Origin of the sequence: Enterobacter sp. DN, from assembly GCF_046054285.1 — a bacterium.
GTDB lineage: Bacteria > Pseudomonadota > Gammaproteobacteria > Enterobacterales > Enterobacteriaceae > Enterobacter > Enterobacter hormaechei_C.
Map to the genome: position 1 here is coordinate 119,269 of NZ_JBJJTG010000006.1, position 16,182 is coordinate 135,450.

13 protein-coding genes and 2 tRNA genes are annotated in these 16,182 nt (G+C 54.0%); 1 reads left to right on the forward strand and 14 read right to left on the reverse strand.

Going from position 1 to position 16,182, the window contains the following annotated elements; genetic code table 11:
* Positions 1-84: 84 nt before the first annotated feature.
* The 12 genes from mtr to ACJTMZ_RS15675 all read right to left on the reverse strand — a co-directional run bounded on the left by mtr (position 85) and on the right by ACJTMZ_RS15675 (position 13,788).
* A complete protein-coding gene (gene mtr / locus ACJTMZ_RS15620; protein ID WP_006812114.1) occupies positions 85-1,329 on the reverse strand; it encodes a tryptophan permease in 1,245 nt (414 codons plus the stop codon).
* A gap of 142 nt (positions 1,330-1,471) precedes the next feature.
* Entirely contained in the window at positions 1,472-3,367 is a 1,896-nt protein-coding gene (locus ACJTMZ_RS15625; protein WP_003861780.1) for a DEAD/DEAH family ATP-dependent RNA helicase, read from the reverse strand.
* A complete protein-coding gene (gene yrbN / locus ACJTMZ_RS15630) occupies positions 3,360-3,440 on the reverse strand; it encodes a protein YrbN (protein WP_097397692.1) in 81 nt (26 codons plus the stop codon). The genes ACJTMZ_RS15625 and yrbN overlap by 8 nt, the downstream gene beginning before the upstream one ends.
* Positions 3,441-3,547: 107 nt before the next feature.
* Positions 3,548-4,432, reverse strand: coding sequence for a lipoprotein NlpI (gene nlpI / locus ACJTMZ_RS15635; protein ID WP_003861782.1), 885 nt, complete (start codon positions 4,430-4,432; stop codon positions 3,548-3,550).
* 110 nt (positions 4,433-4,542) lie between these two features.
* Complete coding sequence (gene pnp / locus ACJTMZ_RS15640) at positions 4,543-6,681, reverse strand: polyribonucleotide nucleotidyltransferase (protein WP_017382452.1); 2,139 nt, start codon at positions 6,679-6,681, stop codon at positions 4,543-4,545.
* A gap of 242 nt (positions 6,682-6,923) precedes the next feature.
* Entirely contained in the window at positions 6,924-7,193 is a 270-nt protein-coding gene (gene rpsO / locus ACJTMZ_RS15645) for a 30S ribosomal protein S15 (protein WP_003861789.1), read from the reverse strand.
* A 154-nt stretch (positions 7,194-7,347) separates the two neighbouring features.
* Positions 7,348-8,298: a tRNA pseudouridine(55) synthase TruB gene (gene truB, locus ACJTMZ_RS15650; RefSeq protein WP_017693918.1), complete on the reverse strand. Its 951-nt coding sequence runs from the start codon at positions 8,296-8,298 to the stop codon at positions 7,348-7,350.
* Positions 8,298-8,702: a 30S ribosome-binding factor RbfA gene (gene rbfA, locus ACJTMZ_RS15655; RefSeq protein WP_003861793.1), complete on the reverse strand. Its 405-nt coding sequence runs from the start codon at positions 8,700-8,702 to the stop codon at positions 8,298-8,300. Before rbfA ends, truB begins: the two co-directional genes overlap by 1 nt.
* Positions 8,703-8,808: 106 nt before the next feature.
* Complete coding sequence (gene infB, locus ACJTMZ_RS15660; protein ID WP_006812117.1) at positions 8,809-11,496, reverse strand: translation initiation factor IF-2; 2,688 nt, start codon at positions 11,494-11,496, stop codon at positions 8,809-8,811.
* Between the two features lie 24 nt (positions 11,497-11,520).
* Positions 11,521-13,023, reverse strand: a complete 1,503-nt coding sequence (gene nusA / locus ACJTMZ_RS15665) for a transcription termination factor NusA (RefSeq protein WP_003861798.1) — start codon at positions 13,021-13,023, stop codon at positions 11,521-11,523.
* 28 nt (positions 13,024-13,051) lie between these two features.
* Positions 13,052-13,504: a ribosome maturation factor RimP gene (gene rimP, locus ACJTMZ_RS15670; RefSeq protein ID WP_014833432.1), complete on the reverse strand. Its 453-nt coding sequence runs from the start codon at positions 13,502-13,504 to the stop codon at positions 13,052-13,054.
* Between the two features lie 207 nt (positions 13,505-13,711).
* A tRNA-Met gene (locus tag ACJTMZ_RS15675) sits at positions 13,712-13,788 on the reverse strand.
* A gap of 286 nt (positions 13,789-14,074) precedes the next feature.
* On the opposite strand from ACJTMZ_RS15675, the gene argG reads away from it, so the two are divergent.
* On the forward strand, positions 14,075-15,421 hold the full coding sequence (argG, locus tag ACJTMZ_RS15680; protein ID WP_015571974.1) for an argininosuccinate synthase: 1,347 nt from the start codon (positions 14,075-14,077) through the stop codon (positions 15,419-15,421).
* A gap of 187 nt (positions 15,422-15,608) precedes the next feature.
* Here the strand turns inward: argG and ACJTMZ_RS15685 are convergent.
* Positions 15,609-15,695, reverse strand: a tRNA-Leu gene (locus ACJTMZ_RS15685).
* A 9-nt stretch (positions 15,696-15,704) separates the two neighbouring features.
* Entirely contained in the window at positions 15,705-16,037 is a 333-nt protein-coding gene (gene secG / locus ACJTMZ_RS15690) for a preprotein translocase subunit SecG (protein WP_003861803.1), read from the reverse strand.
* Positions 16,038-16,182: the final 145 nt, after the last annotated feature.

Consider the following 16,182-nt stretch of genomic DNA (forward strand, 5'->3'; position numbering starts at 1 on the left):
GTGGCGCTTCGCTTACCGGGCCTACATTCTTTTCTCCCTCTCCCATGGGGAGAGGGCCGGGGTGAGGGGTTCAGACCGCACGTTTTACTGATACACAGGCAACAGATTAAAACTCGACAGCACGTGCACCACCGCATTGCCGATACCAAATACCAGAATCAGCGCAATCATCGGTTTTCCGCCCCAGACGCGGAATTTCGGGCTGCCGAAGCGCTTACGTGATTTGCGCGCCAGCAGCGCCGGTACAATCGCCGCCCAGATGGTGGCCGCCAGTCCCGCATAGCCGATGGCGTACAGGAAACCGTTCGGCCACAGCAGGCCGCCCACAATCGGCGGCAGGAAGGTCAACAGCGCGGTTTTGAAGCGCCCCATAGCAGAGTCATCAAAACCAAACAGATCCGCCAGGTAGTCAAACAGGCCCAGCGTCACGCCGAGGAATGAGCTCGCTACCGCAAAGTTCGAGAAGACCACCAGAAGCAGATCCAGACTGCGGCTGTTCAGCACGCCGCTCAGCGCCTGTACCAGCACATCAATGTTACCGCCCTTCTGCGCAATGCCGATAAATTCCGGACGCGGGATGTTACCCATCGTCCCCAGCAGCCAGATCACATACAGCCCCAGCGCCAGCAGCGTGCCGTAAACCAGGCATTTCACGATGGTGCGCGGATCCTTGCCGTAGTACTTCATCAGGCTCGGTACGTTGCCGTGGTAGCCGAACGACGCCAGACAGAATGGCAGCGTCATCAGCAGGTACGGCGTGTAGGAGGTGTTCACTTCGGCAACGTTAAACAGCGTGGCCGGCGTGACGTGCCCCAGCAGGCTGCCGAAGGTCAGGAAGAAGGTGATGACCTTTGCGCCCAGCACGATTGCCGTCATGCGGCTGACCGCTTTGGTGCTCATCCAGACGATAAACGCCACGCCCAGCGCGAAGCAGAGACCCGCCAGACGCGCCGGAACGTTCAGCGACATCTCTGAGAAGGTGTGATGCAGAATCGACCCGCTCGCTGAAATGTACGCGTAGGTCAGGATATAGAGTACAAACGCGATGGACAGCCCGTTCACCAGGTTCCAGCCTTTGCCCAACAGATCCCGGGTGATGGTGTCGAAGCTGGAGCCAATGCGGTAGTTCAGGTTTGCTTCAAGGATCATCAGCCCGGAATGGAGCATGCAGAACCAGGTGAAAACCAGCGCCGCCAGCGACCAGAAGAACCACGCACCGGACATGACCACAGGCAGGGAAAACATCCCGGCACCAATGATGGTTCCGCCGATGATCACCACGCCGCCAAGCAGCGAAGGTGACGTTTGGGTGGTGGTTAGTGTTGCCATGCGGCCTTATCTCCAGTGAAAAATGTGGTTCTGCATTTTAGTGTGTTGCACTGTACCAGTACAAGAGTACAAAAGGAATAAAAAAAGCCCCGATAGCAACTATCGGGGCTGTATATTTTACTTTACGTCAGAAGCGAAAGGCTTACGCGTCACCGAAACGACGACGGCTGGCGCCTTCTTCACGGCGTGGACCACGGTTTTCGCGGCGCTCACCGGAGAAACGACGGCCTTCACCACCGCGACCTTCGCTGCGACCGCCTTCACGACGCTCGCCACCGAAACCGCGACCACCGCCACGACGTTCGCCGCCACGGTCAGGACGTGGCTGTGCATCGCCCAGCAGCTGCATGTTCATCGGCTTGTTCAGGATGCGGGTGCGAGTAAAGTGTTGCAGTACTTCGCCCGGCATGCCTTTTGGCAGCTCGATGGTGGAGTGGGAACCGAACAGCTTGATGTTACCGATGTAACGGCTGCTGATGTCGCCTTCGTTAGCGATCGCGCCAACGATGTGACGAACTTCAACACCATCATCACGGCCCACTTCAATGCGATACAGTTCCATTTCGCCAGCGTCACGACGCTCGCGACGTGGACGGTCTTCACCACCACGCTCTGGACGGTCACCGCGTGGACCACGGTCGTTACGGTCGCCACGACGTTCGAAGCGATCGTCACGGTCACGGAACTCACGCTTAGGACGCATCGGCGCATCAGGTGGCACGATCAGGCTACGTTCGCCCTGCGCCATTTTCAGCAGTGCTGCGGCCAGGGTTTCCATGTCCAGCTCTTCGCCTTCAGCGACAGGCTGGATCTGGGACAGCAGCGCACGGTACTGATCCAGATCGCTGCTTTCCAGCTGCTGCTGTACTTTCGCGGCGAATTTTTCCAGACGGCGTTTGCCCAGCAGTTCTGCGTTTGGCAGCTCGGCTTCTGGAATGGTCAGCTTCATGGTGCGTTCAATGTTACGCAGCAGACGACGCTCGCGGTTCTCAACGAACAGCAGCGCACGGCCTGCACGACCCGCACGACCGGTACGGCCGATACGGTGAACGTAAGACTCGGAGTCCATTGGGATATCGTAGTTTACAACCAGGCTGATACGCTCAACGTCCAGGCCACGTGCTGCCACGTCGGTTGCAATCAGGATATCCAGACGACCGTCTTTCAGACGCTCCAGAGTCTGCTCACGCAGGGCCTGGTTCATGTCGCCGTTCAGCGCTGCGCTGTTGTAGCCGCTACGCTCCAGGGCTTCAGCCACTTCCAGGGTCGCGTTTTTGGTACGAACGAAGATAATCGCCGCATCAAAATCTTCTGCTTCCAGGAAACGCACCAGCGCTTCGTTTTTGCGCATGCCGTATACAGACCAGTAGCTCTGGCTGATGTCCGGGCGAGTGGTCACGCTGGACTGAATACGCACTTCCTGCGGCTCTTTCATGAAGCGGCGGGTAATGCGACGGATCGCTTCTGGCATAGTTGCAGAGAACAGAGCGGTCTGATGACCTTCCGGGATCTGCGCCATGATGGTTTCTACGTCTTCGATGAAGCCCATACGCAGCATTTCATCGGCTTCGTCCAGTACCAGACCGCTCAGTTTAGAGAGGTCCAGGGTACCGCGCTTCAGGTGATCCAGCAGACGGCCCGGCGTACCGACAACAATCTGTGGACCCTGGCGCAGGGCGCGTAACTGCACGTCATAACGCTGGCCGCCGTACAGGGCAACCACGTTTACGCCGCGCATATGTTTAGAGAATTCCGTCATGGCTTCAGCAACCTGAACAGCCAGTTCACGGGTTGGAGCCAGGACGAGGATCTGCGGCGCGCGCAGGTCCGGATCAATGTTGTTCAGCAGCGGCAGCGAGAATGCTGCGGTTTTACCGCTACCAGTCTGGGCCATGCCCAGCACGTCACGACCAGAAAGCAGGTGTGGGATACACTCAGCCTGGATCGGAGATGGTTTTTCGTAACCCAGATCGTTAAGGGCTTCAAGGATAGGAGCCTTCAGGCCCAGATCTGCAAAAGTGGTTTCGAATTCAGCCATGTAGTACAAGTGCCTCGATATTAATGGCGGCCAGTCTACTTAGCTCATCGTGAAAATGATTAGCAATTTTCATTGAAAAGTGTGAACCGGCTCAAATTAGGTGTATTGACGAACAACAACGCCCTCACCAGTGAAGGTGATGGCAATCAAAAGATTACGGGCTGATGTTTATGTCGTCAGCTATTGCTGGTCCGATTCTGCCAGGTCGTCTTGCTCCTGGCCCAAGAGCGATAATTCCAACAATGCATAACGGTGCTCAACGAAGTTATGTACGTTGTTAGCAACCGCTAATTTGAACAGTGCCGTAGCGCTGTCCATATCCCCCAGACTTAGGTAGTACTTACCTAAATAGAAGTTGGTTTCACTGAGATGCTCAGCGAGCGAGGTGTTATCCGTTGCGTCCGCCTTGAGGCGTTCCATCAGCGTTGCTTCGCTAATGTTGCCCAGGTAGAACTCGACAATGTTCCATCCCCACTGTTCCTTGTCCGATTTCTCGAAGCGCTGTTTCAGTGCTTCTTTGGCCTGCTTCTCATCGAGCTTCTGCTCAACGATGTAAAGCCACAGGCTGCGGAAAGGATCATTAGGATCGTCTTGATAAAACGCCAGCAGATCATCTTGCGCTAACTTATCACGACCGCCGTAATACAATGCGATACCGCGATTCAAGTGCGCGTAGTTGTAAGTTGGATCAAGCTCAAGTACAGAATCAAACGCTTCATAGGCAGCATCAAAATTGCCTGCCTGCGTTAAATAAATGCCTAAGTAATTGAATACTTCAGGCATATCAGGTCGAATCGCCAGCGCTTGTGAAAAATCATTTCGCGCCAGTGCCCTCAGACCGAGACTATCATACAACACTCCGCGCTCATATAAAAGCTGTGCGCGTTCGTCATCGGTTAAAGCCCGACTGGCAAGTATTTGTTCCATGCGTGCCAGAATGACTTCCTGCTGCAAAGTCGGTTGCAATGGCACTGCGAGGACTTCGCTCTTACGCCAGGCAGAGTTGCTGCATCCTGCCAGCGTTAAAGCTGTCGCAACGAAACACCAGCGCAAAAAAGGCTTCATTTCCCACTCCCGAAGACAACTATTGGATGAACGTCCTGTCCCCCGGCGGCTTAACAAGGCGTCCTGCCTGATAATAAGCCCTCCGCCTGCGCGGAGGGCAAATGGCAACCTTACTCGCCTTGCTGTTCAGCAGCCGGAGCTTCCGGCGCCGCAGCAGGCTGAGACTGCTCGGTTGCTTCTTTAATGCTCAGACGGATACGGCCCTGGCGGTCAACTTCCAGAACTTTCACCGGTACTTCCTGACCCATTTGCAGGTAATCGGTCACTTTCTCAACGCGCTTGTCAGCGATCTGAGAGATGTGTACCAGACCTTCTTTACCGCCACCGATGGCAACGAATGCGCCAAAGTCAACGATACGGGTCACTTTACCATTGTAGATACGGCCCACTTCGATTTCTGCCGTGATCTCTTCGATACGACGGATAGCGTATTTCGCTTTCTCGCCGTCGGTTGCTGCGATCTTCACAGTACCGTCATCTTCGATTTCGATGGTGGTGCCCGTTTCTTCGGTCAGTGCACGGATAACAGAACCGCCCTTACCGATAACATCTTTGATCTTGTCTGGATTGATCTTGATGGTGTGGATACGTGGAGCGAACTGAGAAATGTCGCCACGCGGCGCATTAATCGCCTGTTCCATCACGCCCAGGATGTGCAGACGCGCACCTTTAGCCTGGTTCAGAGCAACCTGCATGATCTCTTTGGTGATACCTTCAATTTTGATATCCATCTGCAAGGCAGAGATACCGTCACGGGAACCCGCTACTTTGAAGTCCATATCGCCCAGGTGGTCTTCGTCGCCCAGAATGTCAGACAGAACAACGTAGTTGTCGCCCTCTTTCACCAGACCCATTGCGATACCTGCAACGGCGGCTTTAATTGGCACGCCTGCATCCATCAGCGCCAGAGAGGCACCACACACGGAAGCCATAGAAGAGGAACCGTTGGATTCGGTGATTTCAGACACCACACGTACGGTGTACGGGAATTTGTCTGCTTCTGGCATCACTGCCAGCACGCCGCGCTTCGCCAGACGACCGTGACCAATTTCACGACGCTTCGGTGAGCCAACCATACCGGTTTCGCCCACAGAGTACGGAGGGAAGTTGTAGTGGAACAGGAAGCTGTCAGTACGCTCGCCCATCAGTTCGTCGATGATCTGTGCGTCACGTGCGGTACCTAGGGTCGCGGTTACCAGCGCCTGCGTTTCACCACGGGTGAACAGCGCAGAACCGTGAGTACGTGGCAGTACGCCAGTACGCACGTCCAGACCACGGATCATGTCTTTTTCACGGCCATCGATACGCGGCTCGCCTGCCAGGACGCGGCTACGAACAACGTTTTTCTCGATGGCGTGCAGGATTTCGCCAATCTCGTTAGCGTCCAGCGTTTCGTCTTCGGCAACCAGGGTCGCGGTCACTTCAGATTTGATCACATCAACCTGAGCATAGCGCTCCTGTTTGTCGGTGATGCGGTATGCGTCGCTCAGACGAGTTTCTGCCAGTGCAGCAACGCGTGCGTTCAGCGCCTCGTTCACCGCTTCTGGCTGCCAGTCCCAACGTGGTTTACCGGCTTCTTTCACCAGGTCGTTGATGTTCTGGATAACGATCTGCTGCTGCTCGTGGCCAAATACCACAGCGCCCAGCATCTGATCTTCGCTCAGCAGTTCAGCTTCGGATTCAACCATCAGAACCGCTGCTTCAGTACCGGCAACAACCAGGTCCAGCTTACTCTCTTTCAGCTCTTCCTGAGTTGGGTTCAGTACGTACTGGTCGTTGATGTAGCCAACGCGCGCGGAACCGATTGGGCCATTGAATGGAATACCAGACAGTGACAGGGCCGCAGATGCGCCGATCATAGCAACGATGTCCGGGTTAACCTGTGGGTTAACGGAAACAACGGTCGCAATAACCTGAACTTCGTTTACGAAGCCTTCCGGGAACAGCGGACGAACCGGGCGGTCAATCAGACGCGCGATCAGGGTTTCGCCTTCGCTTGGACGGCCTTCACGACGGAAGAAGCCACCCGGGATTTTACCGGCAGCGTAGGTACGCTCCTGGTAGTTAACGGTCAGTGGGAAGAAGTCCTGACCTGGTTTAGCTTTTTTCTGGCCAACTACGGTAACGAATACAGCAGTGTCATCCATGCTTACCATAACGGCAGCAGTAGCCTGACGCGCCATCATGCCGGTTTCCAGCGTGACGGTATGCTGACCATACTGGAATTTACGAACGATCGGATTCAGCAAAATTCTGTCCTTTCTTAAATGTTTGAAAGCACACCTCAGGTGTGCTGACGATTTAACCCGACCTTCTTCGCATCCTCGCGACTAATGACAACCGACACCCTCATGGGTGAAGCCTCTCATTAGCCGCGCGAACCTCTGCAATGAAGATCATTTATAGCAACAATACAATAGTTTCCATTGAATTGCTGCCGTCTGGTTGAAAAAAGGGGCCATCAGGCCCCCTTTTCTGAAACTCGCAAGAATTAGCGACGCAGGCCCAGACGCTCGATCAGCGCGGTGTAGCGTGCAACATCTTTACGCTTCAGGTAGTCGAGCAGTTTACGACGCTGAGAAACCATACGCAGCAGACCACGACGGCTGTGGTGATCTTTTTTGTGCTCTGCAAAGTGACCTTGCAGGTGGTTAATCTGTGCAGTCAGCAGTGCAACCTGAACTTCGGTAGAACCGCTGTCGTTAGTACCACGACCAAACTCAGAAACGATTTTAGCTTTAGCTTCAACGCTTAGAGACATTTTCAAACTCCAAAGTATAAAGAATGTAAGGATGCCGATCTCTAATTCAGCTATCCCATGTACGCCCCGCAGATTGTTAAACAATTTACCAGGCGTTAAGCGGCGATATTCTACTCGTCTCCCCTGCTTATCGCAAGGTGAGGCGTTATCACCGTCACGCTTCGACCGGATATTCGACGACCAGACGACGCGGCGCCACACGCCCTTCGCCGTCCATTTCGCCCATACCGATGAATTTCCCTTCGTCACCTTCCGTCACGCGTACCAGGCCCTCAAGCGGCGCCCCCGATGTGCGAACCGGGTTTCCGTTCTTAAAGTAAACGGACGATGTTAAAGGAAGATTAACAACCGGGAAGTCCACTGCCGGACTGTCCATTGGCATCAGCAGCGGGTCCAGCAGATCGGCAGGCGCAACGCCCTGCGCTTGCGCCTGCTCAACCAGGGCGTGCAGATGCTCAAGCGTCACCATGCGTTCGACCGGATATTTGCTGACCGCCAGACGACGCAGATAAATCACATGCGCGCCGCAGCCCAGCTTTTCACCGAGGTCATCAATGATGGTGCGGATATAGGTCCCTTTCGAACAGTGTACTTCCAGCTCGAGTTCATCACCTTCGTGGCGAATGAACAGCAACTCATACACGGTAATCGGACGAGCTTCACGCGGAACCTCAATGCCCTGACGCGCATATTCGTAGAGCTTTTTGCCCTGATATTTCAGCGCCGAATACATCGACGGCACCTGTAGCGTATCACCACGGAAGCTGTCCAGCGCCGCATCAAGTTGCTCCGCGCTGAAGGTCACCGGGCGCTCTTCCACCACCAGGCCATCTGCATCGGAGGTATCCGTGCGCTGGCCCAGTTTGGCAATCACGCGGTAGCGCTTATCCGAATCCAGCAGGTACTGGGAAAACTTTGTCGCTTCCCCCAGGCAGATCGGCAGCATGCCGGTTGCCAGCGGATCCAGCGCGCCAGTGTGCCCTGCACGGTTGGCGTTATAAATACGCTTCACTTTTTGCAGCACGTCGTTGCTGGATGCGCCCTGTGGTTTATCCAGCAACAGCACGCCATGCACGTCACGACCGCGACGACGAGGACGACTCATCAGTCCTCCTTGCTGTCGTCCGCCGGGTTAACACGACGCTCATCGTCATGTTTCACCACGCTGGTCACCAGGTTGGACATACGCATACCTTCAACCAGCGAGTTGTCGTAGAAGAAGGTCAGCTCTGGCACGATACGCAGGCGCATTGCTTTGCCAAGCAGAGAGCGGATGAAACCAGAGGCTTCCTGCAACGCTTTAATGCCGTTCTTCACGGCGTCTTCATCCTGGTCATTCAGGAAAGTAACAAACACTTTGGCGTACGCCAGGTCGCGGGACATTTCCACGCCAGACACGGTGGTCATCATACCCACGCGTGGATCTTTGATTTCACGTTGCAGAATGAGAGCGATCTCTTTCTGCATCTCCTGCGCGACGCGCTGTGGGCGACCAAATTCTTTCGCCATAATAAATTCTCCAGACAAAAAAGGGGCTTAAGCCCCTTTTTAAAATTACTGCCGGGTGGCGCTTCGCTTACCCGGCCTACGCTAATTACTCTTCAGTTGACGAAGATTACGCGATGGTACGCTGAATTTCGATGATCTCGAACACTTCGATCATATCGCCAACGCGAACGTCGTTGTAGTTCTTCACGCCGATACCACATTCCATGCCGTTACGGACTTCGTTAACGTCATCTTTGAAGCGGCGCAGGGATTCCAGCTCACCTTCGTAGATAACCACGTTGTCACGCAGTACGCGGATTGGGTTGTGACGCTTGATGGTCCCTTCGGTAACCATACAGCCCGCGATCGCACCGAATTTCGGTGATTTGAACACGTCACGTACTTCAGCCAGACCGATGATCTGCTGTTTCAGCTCAGGAGACAGCATGCCGCTCATCGCTGCTTTCACTTCGTCAATCAGGTTATAGATGACGGAGTAGTAACGCAGATCCAGGCTTTCAGCATCAATCACTTTACGCGCAGATGCGTCAGCACGAACGTTGAAGCCAACCAGGATCGCGTTGGACGCTGCTGCCAGGGTTGCGTCGGTTTCGGTGATACCACCTACGCCAGAACCGATGATCTTCACTTTCACTTCGTCGGTAGACAGTTTCAGCAAGGAGTCGGAGATCGCTTCCACAGAACCCTGAACGTCCGCTTTCAGAACGATGTTCACTTCGTGAACTTCGCCTTCGGTCATGTTGGCGAACATGTTCTCGAGTTTAGATTTCTGCTGACGAGCCAGCTTCACTTCACGGAATTTACCCTGACGATACAGAGCGACTTCACGCGCTTTCTTCTCGTCACGTACCACGGTGACTTCGTCACCGGCAGCCGGAACACCGGACAGGCCGAGAATTTCCACTGGAATGGACGGACCCGCTTCCAGCACTTCCTGACCCAGTTCGTTACGCATCGCACGAACGCGACCGTATTCGAAACCACACAGAACGATGTCGCCCTTGTGCAGAGTACCTTCGCGAACCAGAACGGTTGCAACCGGACCACGACCTTTATCCAGGAAGGATTCGATTACCGCGCCGCTCGCCATACCTTTACGAACCGCTTTCAGCTCCAGAACTTCAGCCTGAAGCAGGATAGCGTTCAGCAGGTCGTCGATACCGGTACCTGCTTTTGCAGATACAGGGATGAACTGCGCTTCACCGCCCCACTCTTCCGGCATAACGCCGTACTGGGACAGTTCGTTCTTCACGCGATCCATATCGGCTTCTGGCTTATCGATTTTGTTAACTGCGACAACCAGAGGCACCTGCGCCGCTTTCGCGTGCTGGATAGCTTCAATGGTCTGTGGCATCACGCCATCGTCGGCAGCAACAACCAGAACAACGATATCCGTTGCCTGAGCACCACGAGCACGCATTGAGGTAAACGCTGCGTGGCCTGGGGTATCCAGGAAGGTGATCATGCCGTTTTCGGTTTCTACGTGGTAAGCACCGATGTGCTGGGTAATACCACCCGCTTCGCCGGAGGCAACCTTAGTAGAACGAATGTAGTCAAGCAGAGAGGTTTTACCGTGGTCAACGTGACCCATGATGGTCACGACCGGTGCGCGCGGTTCAGCCGCTGCGCCCGTATCACGGTCGCTCATTACTGCTTCTTCCAGCTCGTTTTCACGACGCAGGATAACTTTGTGGCCCATCTCTTCGGCAACCAGCTGTGCGGTTTCCTGGTCGATGACCTGGTTGATGGTGGCCATTGCGCCCAGTTTCATCATCGCTTTGATGACCTGAGAGCCTTTCACCGCCATCTTGTTAGCCAGTTCGCCAACGGTGATGGTTTCGCCGATCACAACGTCACGGTTAACGGCCTGAGCAGGCTTCTGGAAGCCCTGCTGGAGAGCGGAACCTTTACGCTTGCCGCCTTTACCGCCGCGAACCGCTGCACGCGCTTCTTCACGGTCAGCTTTTGATTCAGCGTGTTTGTTACCTTTTTTCGCAGGACGCGCAGCTTTTGCACTGCGAGTACGGCCACGACCACCTTCAACTTCGCGGTCGTTGTCGTCTTCTGCCTGACGCGCATGCTGAGACGTGGTGACGTGATAATCGCTGGTATCTTCAGTTGGTTCAGCGGTATTCACACCGTTCTTCTCGTTTTCTTCTGCCATGCGACGCGCTTCTTCGGCGACGCGGCGAGCTTCTTCTTCAAGCTTGCGGCGGGCTTCTTCTTCCGCTTTACGCTTCAGCTCGGCAGCTTCATTTTCACGGCGGGCTTTTTCAGCCTGGGCAGTTTTGGTCATTTCGTCAGTCTGTTGATTGCTCACTTTGTCTTTTTCCGCAGCGTCACGCTTCGCTTTTTCACCGGCGTCGCGTTTCGCTTTTTCTGCGGCCTCACGTTCAGCTTTTAATTCTGCTTCACGTTTGGCAGTGGCTTCTGCCTCACGCTGAGCTTGTTCTTCCGCTTCACGCTGTGCCTGCTCTTCCGCGGCAAGGCGTTCTGCCTCTTGCGGATCACGTTTTACAAAGGTGCGCGTCTTGCGGACTTCAATTTGTACCGACTTGCTTTTGCCACCGGTACCAGGGATGTTCAACGTGCTACGCGTTTTACGCTGTAGCGTTAACTTGTCAGGCGTAGAGCCGTGTTCACGGTTCAGGTGCGCTAACAAGGTTTGTTTTTCTTGCGCGGTCACCGAGTCATCAGCGGACTTCGGGATCCCTGCATCAGCAAATTGCTGTACCAGGCGGTCCACGGAGGTCTGAATCTCAGCAGCCAGCGATTTTACAGTTACATCAGTCATGCTGTTCCTTCCTGCTACAGTTTATTACGCTTCGTCGCCGAACCAGCAAATATTACGTGCGGCCATGATGAGTTCGCCGGCTTTCTCGTCGGTTAAACCTTCGATATCGGCCAGGTCATCAACGCCTTGCTCAGCGAGATCTTCCAGCGTACAAACACCACGGGCAGCCAGCTTGAACGCAATCGCACGATCAAGACCTTCCAGATTCAGCAGGTCATCAGCCGGCTTCTTATCGCCAAGGCTTTCTTCCTGAGCCAGCGCCAGGGTGGTCAGTGCGTTTTTAGCGCGTTCACGCAGGGCTTCAACGGTTGGTTCATCCAGACCGTCAATTTCCAGCAGCTCTTTCATTGGCACGTAGGCCAGTTCTTCCAGCGTAGAGAAACCTTCTTCAACCAGCACAGTGGCGAAGTCTTCGTCAATGTCCAGGTATTTGGTGAAGGTATCGATCGCCGCGTGGGCTTCAGCCTGATGCTTGGCCTGAAGGTCATCAACGGTCATCACGTTGAGTTCCCAGCCGCTCAGCTGTGACGCCAGACGTACGTTCTGACCGTTACGGCCAATCGCCTGCGCCAGGTTGCCCGCTTCTACAGCGATATCCATGGTGTGTTTGTCTTCGTCAACAACGATAGACGCCACATCAGCCGGTGCCATTGCGTTGATCACGAACTGCGCCGGGTTATCGTCCCACAGAACGATATCAATGCGCTCGCCGCCCAGTTCGGTAGAAACCGCCTGAACACGTGCGCCACGCATACCGACGCAAGCACCGACCGGGTCGATACGCTTGTCGTTGGTTTTCACCGCAATTTTCGCACGGGAACCCGGATCGCGGGCCGCCGCTTTGATTTCGATAACTTCTTCGCCGATTTCCGGCACTTCGATACGGAACAGTTCAACCAGCATTTCTGGTTTAGAACGCGTCACGAACAGCTGTGCACCACGCGCTTCAGGACGTACGGCATACAGCACACCACGAATACGGTCGCCTGGGCGGAAGTTTTCACGCGGCAGCATGTCTTCGCGCAGGATCACGGCTTCAGCGTTACCCGGCAGCCCTTCGGATTTGATCTCCAGAGAGATGTTGTCGCGGTTCACTTTCTTCACCACACCAGTGATGATTTCGCCTTCCTGATCGCGGAACTGATCGACAACCAGCGCGCGCTCGGCTTCGCGAACTTTCTGCACAATAACCTGCTTCGCGGTCTGGGTGGTGATACGGTCGAAGGTAACAGATTCAATCTGATCTTCAACGTAGTCACCCACGTTCAGACTTTCGTCTTCAAAACGTGCCGCTTCCAGCGTGATCTCTTTGGTCGGTTGGGTCACTTCTTCAACGATTACCCAACGACGGAATGTATCGAAGTCACCGCTTTTACGATCGATTTCTACGCGAACATCGATCTCTTGTTCGTATTTTTTCTTGGTTGCTGTAGCCAGTGCACTTTCCAGCGCTTCGAAAATCTTCTCACGCGGCAGTGATTTCTCGTTGGAGACGGCTTCAACAACAGCCAAAATTTCTTTGTTCATCGCGGGCTTTTCACCTCAATCCAGACTGTTAAAAGTGGGGAACCAGGTTCGCCTTCTGGATATTACTCAGCGCGAACACTTCATCTTTGCCTTCGACTGTCACCGTGATCATTTCACCATCAACGGCTTTGATAATTCCCTGCCATTTACGGCGGTTCTGTACGGCCATACGCAGAACGAGAGCCACTTCTTCACCGGTAAAGCGCACGTAGTGCTCGGCCGTGAACATCGGACGATCGAGGCCAGGTGAGGAAACTTCCAGGTTGTACGCAACGGTAATCGGATCTTCAACATCAAGAACCGCACTCACCTGGTGGCTGACATCAGCACAATCATCAACATTGATGCCATCTTCACTATCAATATAGATGCGCAGTGTGGATGTACGGCCGCGAACGAATTCGATGCCGACCAGTTCGTAGCCCAGTGCTTCGACCGGCGCAGTAATCATCTCTGTTAATTTTTGCTCTAATGTGGACAAGCCCACCCCCAAGACATAAAAAAAGGGCGTAAAGCCCAGTTATTCTGTAGTCAGATAACAAAAAACCCCGATAAATCGGGGCTTTAGATAACTGAACCCTATAGCCACAACTGTGGCCTGGAGCACTCTCCGAAAGCATTTTTTCAAATCCAGCTACGAAGGCTCTAAGTCTTCACAGTATATTTGAAAAAGAACTTTATGGGAAAGTGGTTGCGGGGGCCGGATTTGAACCGACGACCTTCGGGTTATGAGCCCGACGAGCTACCAGGCTGCTCCACCCCGCGCCTGAAACGTGGCAAATTCTACGCGTTTTGGACAGAATTTGCAAATAATGCTGGGATTTGGTACCGAAGACGGGACGTAAAATCGGCGTTCAGTATATTGATAGTTGACCCCACCTGTCAACCCAACTTCAGCCAGGGCAATAAAAGGGAAATTTTTACAAAAAACGCACACGTCTCTTTCGGTCGTCGATAAAAGATGATTAAATGAATACTCACTTATTTTGCATAAACATGCATCGAGAGCGAAAGCGGTCTCTAATCAGTCAATCAAGCAGGGTTTTATTATATGACGACGATTCTCAAGCATCTCCCGGTAGGACAACGTATTGGCATCGCTTTTTCTGGCGGCCTGGATACCAGCGCTGCACTGCTGTGGATGCGCCAGAAGGGAGCGGTTCCTTATGCATATACTGCGAACCTGGGTCAGCCGGACGAGGAAGATTATGACGCGATCCCTCGTCGTGCCATGGAATATGGCGCAGAGAACGCACGTCTGATCGACTGCCGTAAGCAGCTGGTTGCCGAAGGGATTGCCGCGATCCAGTGCGGTGCTTTCCATAATACGACCGGCGGCCTGACCTATTTCAATACCACCCCGCTGGGTCGTGCCGTCACCGGCACTATGCTGGTCGCCGCCATGAAAGAAGATGGCGTGAACATCTGGGGGGACGGTAGCACCTATAAAGGCAACGATATTGAACGTTTCTATCGTTATGGCCTGCTGACCAACGCCGAGTTGCAGATCTACAAACCGTGGCTGGATACCGACTTCATCGACGAGCTGGGTGGCCGTCATGAAATGTCTGAGTTTATGATTGCCTGCGGCTTTGACTACAAGATGTCCGTTGAGAAAGCCTACTCCACCGACTCCAATATGCTGGGTGCGACGCACGAAGCGAAAGACCTGGAATTCCTGAACTCCAGCGTAAAAATTGTTAACCCGATCATGGGCGTGAAGTTCTGGGATGAGAACGTGAAGATCCCGGCGGAAGAAGTGACCGTGCGTTTCGAACGTGGTCATCCGGTTGCCCTGAACGGTAAAACCTTCTCCGACGATGTTGAACTGATGCTGGAAGCAAACCGCATCGGCGGTCGTCACGGTCTGGGTATGAGCGATCAGATCGAAAACCGTATCATCGAAGCAAAAAGCCGTGGCATTTACGAAGCGCCGGGGATGGCGCTGCTGCACATCGCTTACGAGCGTCTGCTGACCGGTATTCACAACGAAGACACCATCGAGCAGTATCACTCTCATGGCCGTCAGCTGGGCAAACTGCTGTATCAGGGTCGCTGGTTTGATCCACAGGCGCTGATGCTGCGTGACGCCCTGCAACGTTGGGTGGCAAGCGCAATCACCGGCGAAGTGACCCTGGAACTGCGTCGCGGCAATGATTACTCCATCCTCAATACCGTGTCTGACAACCTGACCTATAAAGCAGAGCGTCTGACCATGGAGAAAGGTGAGTCAGTGTTCTCTCCGGACGATCGTATTGGCCAGCTGACCATGCGTAACCTGGACATCACCGATACCCGTGAGAAGCTGTTCAACTATGTTGAGAATGGCCTGCTCTCCGCCAGTTCTGGTAATGGCCTCCCTCAGGTTGAGAACCTGGAACACAGCGATAAGAAATAATCGACAGCAAGTCATGCAAAAGGCGCCCATTGGGCGCCTTTTTTGTGGCCTTCGTAGGCCCGGTAAGCGCAGCGCCACCGGGCAAAACGGCGGGTGGCGCTGCGCTTACCCGCCCTACAAAAGATCGGATACACAGAATGTACAGACGAAAAAAAAGACGTCTCGCGACGTCTTTCTTCTGGAATATTGGTACCGAGGATGGGACTCGAACCCACAAGCCCGTTAGGGCACTACCACCTCAAGGTAGCGTGTCTACCAATTCCACCACCTCGGTACGGAATACTTACTGCGGGATATCGCTGGTTGGCTTAGCCGGTGCAGCTGGCTGAGTTTGCTCAGTTTTTGCTGGCGCGCTCAGATTTTCCCACTCGCTTCCTTTACTGGTCTTGTTGCTGTTGATATTGCCCAGCACCAGACTGATGATGAAGAACAGCGTAGCCAGAATCGCCGTCGTACGGGTCATGAAGTTCGCAGAACCACTTGAACCGAACAGCGTACCGGAAGCGCCTGCTCCGAAGGAGGCTCCCATATCAGCGCCTTTACCTTGCTGTAGCATAATCAGCGCTACGAGAGCGATGGCTACAATAAGGAAAATAACTAAAAGAGCTTCGTACATAATCAACCTGTTCCTTGCGGATTTGCCGCATACCAATGCTTCGACCAATTAGCAGGATTTTGTTTCCCACTGAAGCGGGTGTGAATACTAACCAAAGCGAATCACCTTCGCAAGGGCATTTTCGAGGCATTGTATCAACTGCGGA

Bases quoted from the DNA above. Each gene is read 5' to 3' on its own strand.
- mtr (WP_006812114.1), bottom strand. From the start codon at position 1,329: ATGGCAACACTAACCACCACCCAAACGTCACCTTCGCTGCTTGGCGGC.
- ACJTMZ_RS15625 (WP_003861780.1), bottom strand. From the start codon at position 3,367: ATGGCTGAATTCGAAACCACTTTTGCAGATCTGGGCCTGAAGGCTCCT.
- yrbN (WP_097397692.1), bottom strand. From the start codon at position 3,440: ATGAAAATTGCTAATCATTTTCACGATGAGCTAAGTAGACTGGCCGCC.
- nlpI (WP_003861782.1), bottom strand. From the start codon at position 4,432: ATGAAGCCTTTTTTGCGCTGGTGTTTCGTTGCGACAGCTTTAACGCTG.
- rpsO (WP_003861789.1), bottom strand. From the start codon at position 7,193: ATGTCTCTAAGCGTTGAAGCTAAAGCTAAAATCGTTTCTGAGTTTGGT.
- truB (WP_017693918.1), bottom strand. From the start codon at position 8,298: ATGAGTCGTCCTCGTCGTCGCGGTCGTGACGTGCATGGCGTGCTGTTG.
- rbfA (WP_003861793.1), bottom strand. From the start codon at position 8,702: ATGGCGAAAGAATTTGGTCGCCCACAGCGCGTCGCGCAGGAGATGCAG.
- infB (WP_006812117.1), bottom strand. From the start codon at position 11,496: ATGACTGATGTAACTGTAAAATCGCTGGCTGCTGAGATTCAGACCTCC.
- nusA (WP_003861798.1), bottom strand. From the start codon at position 13,023: ATGAACAAAGAAATTTTGGCTGTTGTTGAAGCCGTCTCCAACGAGAAA.
- argG (WP_015571974.1), top strand. From the start codon at position 14,075: ATGACGACGATTCTCAAGCATCTCCCGGTAGGACAACGTATTGGCATC.
- secG (WP_003861803.1), bottom strand. From the start codon at position 16,037: ATGTACGAAGCTCTTTTAGTTATTTTCCTTATTGTAGCCATCGCTCTC.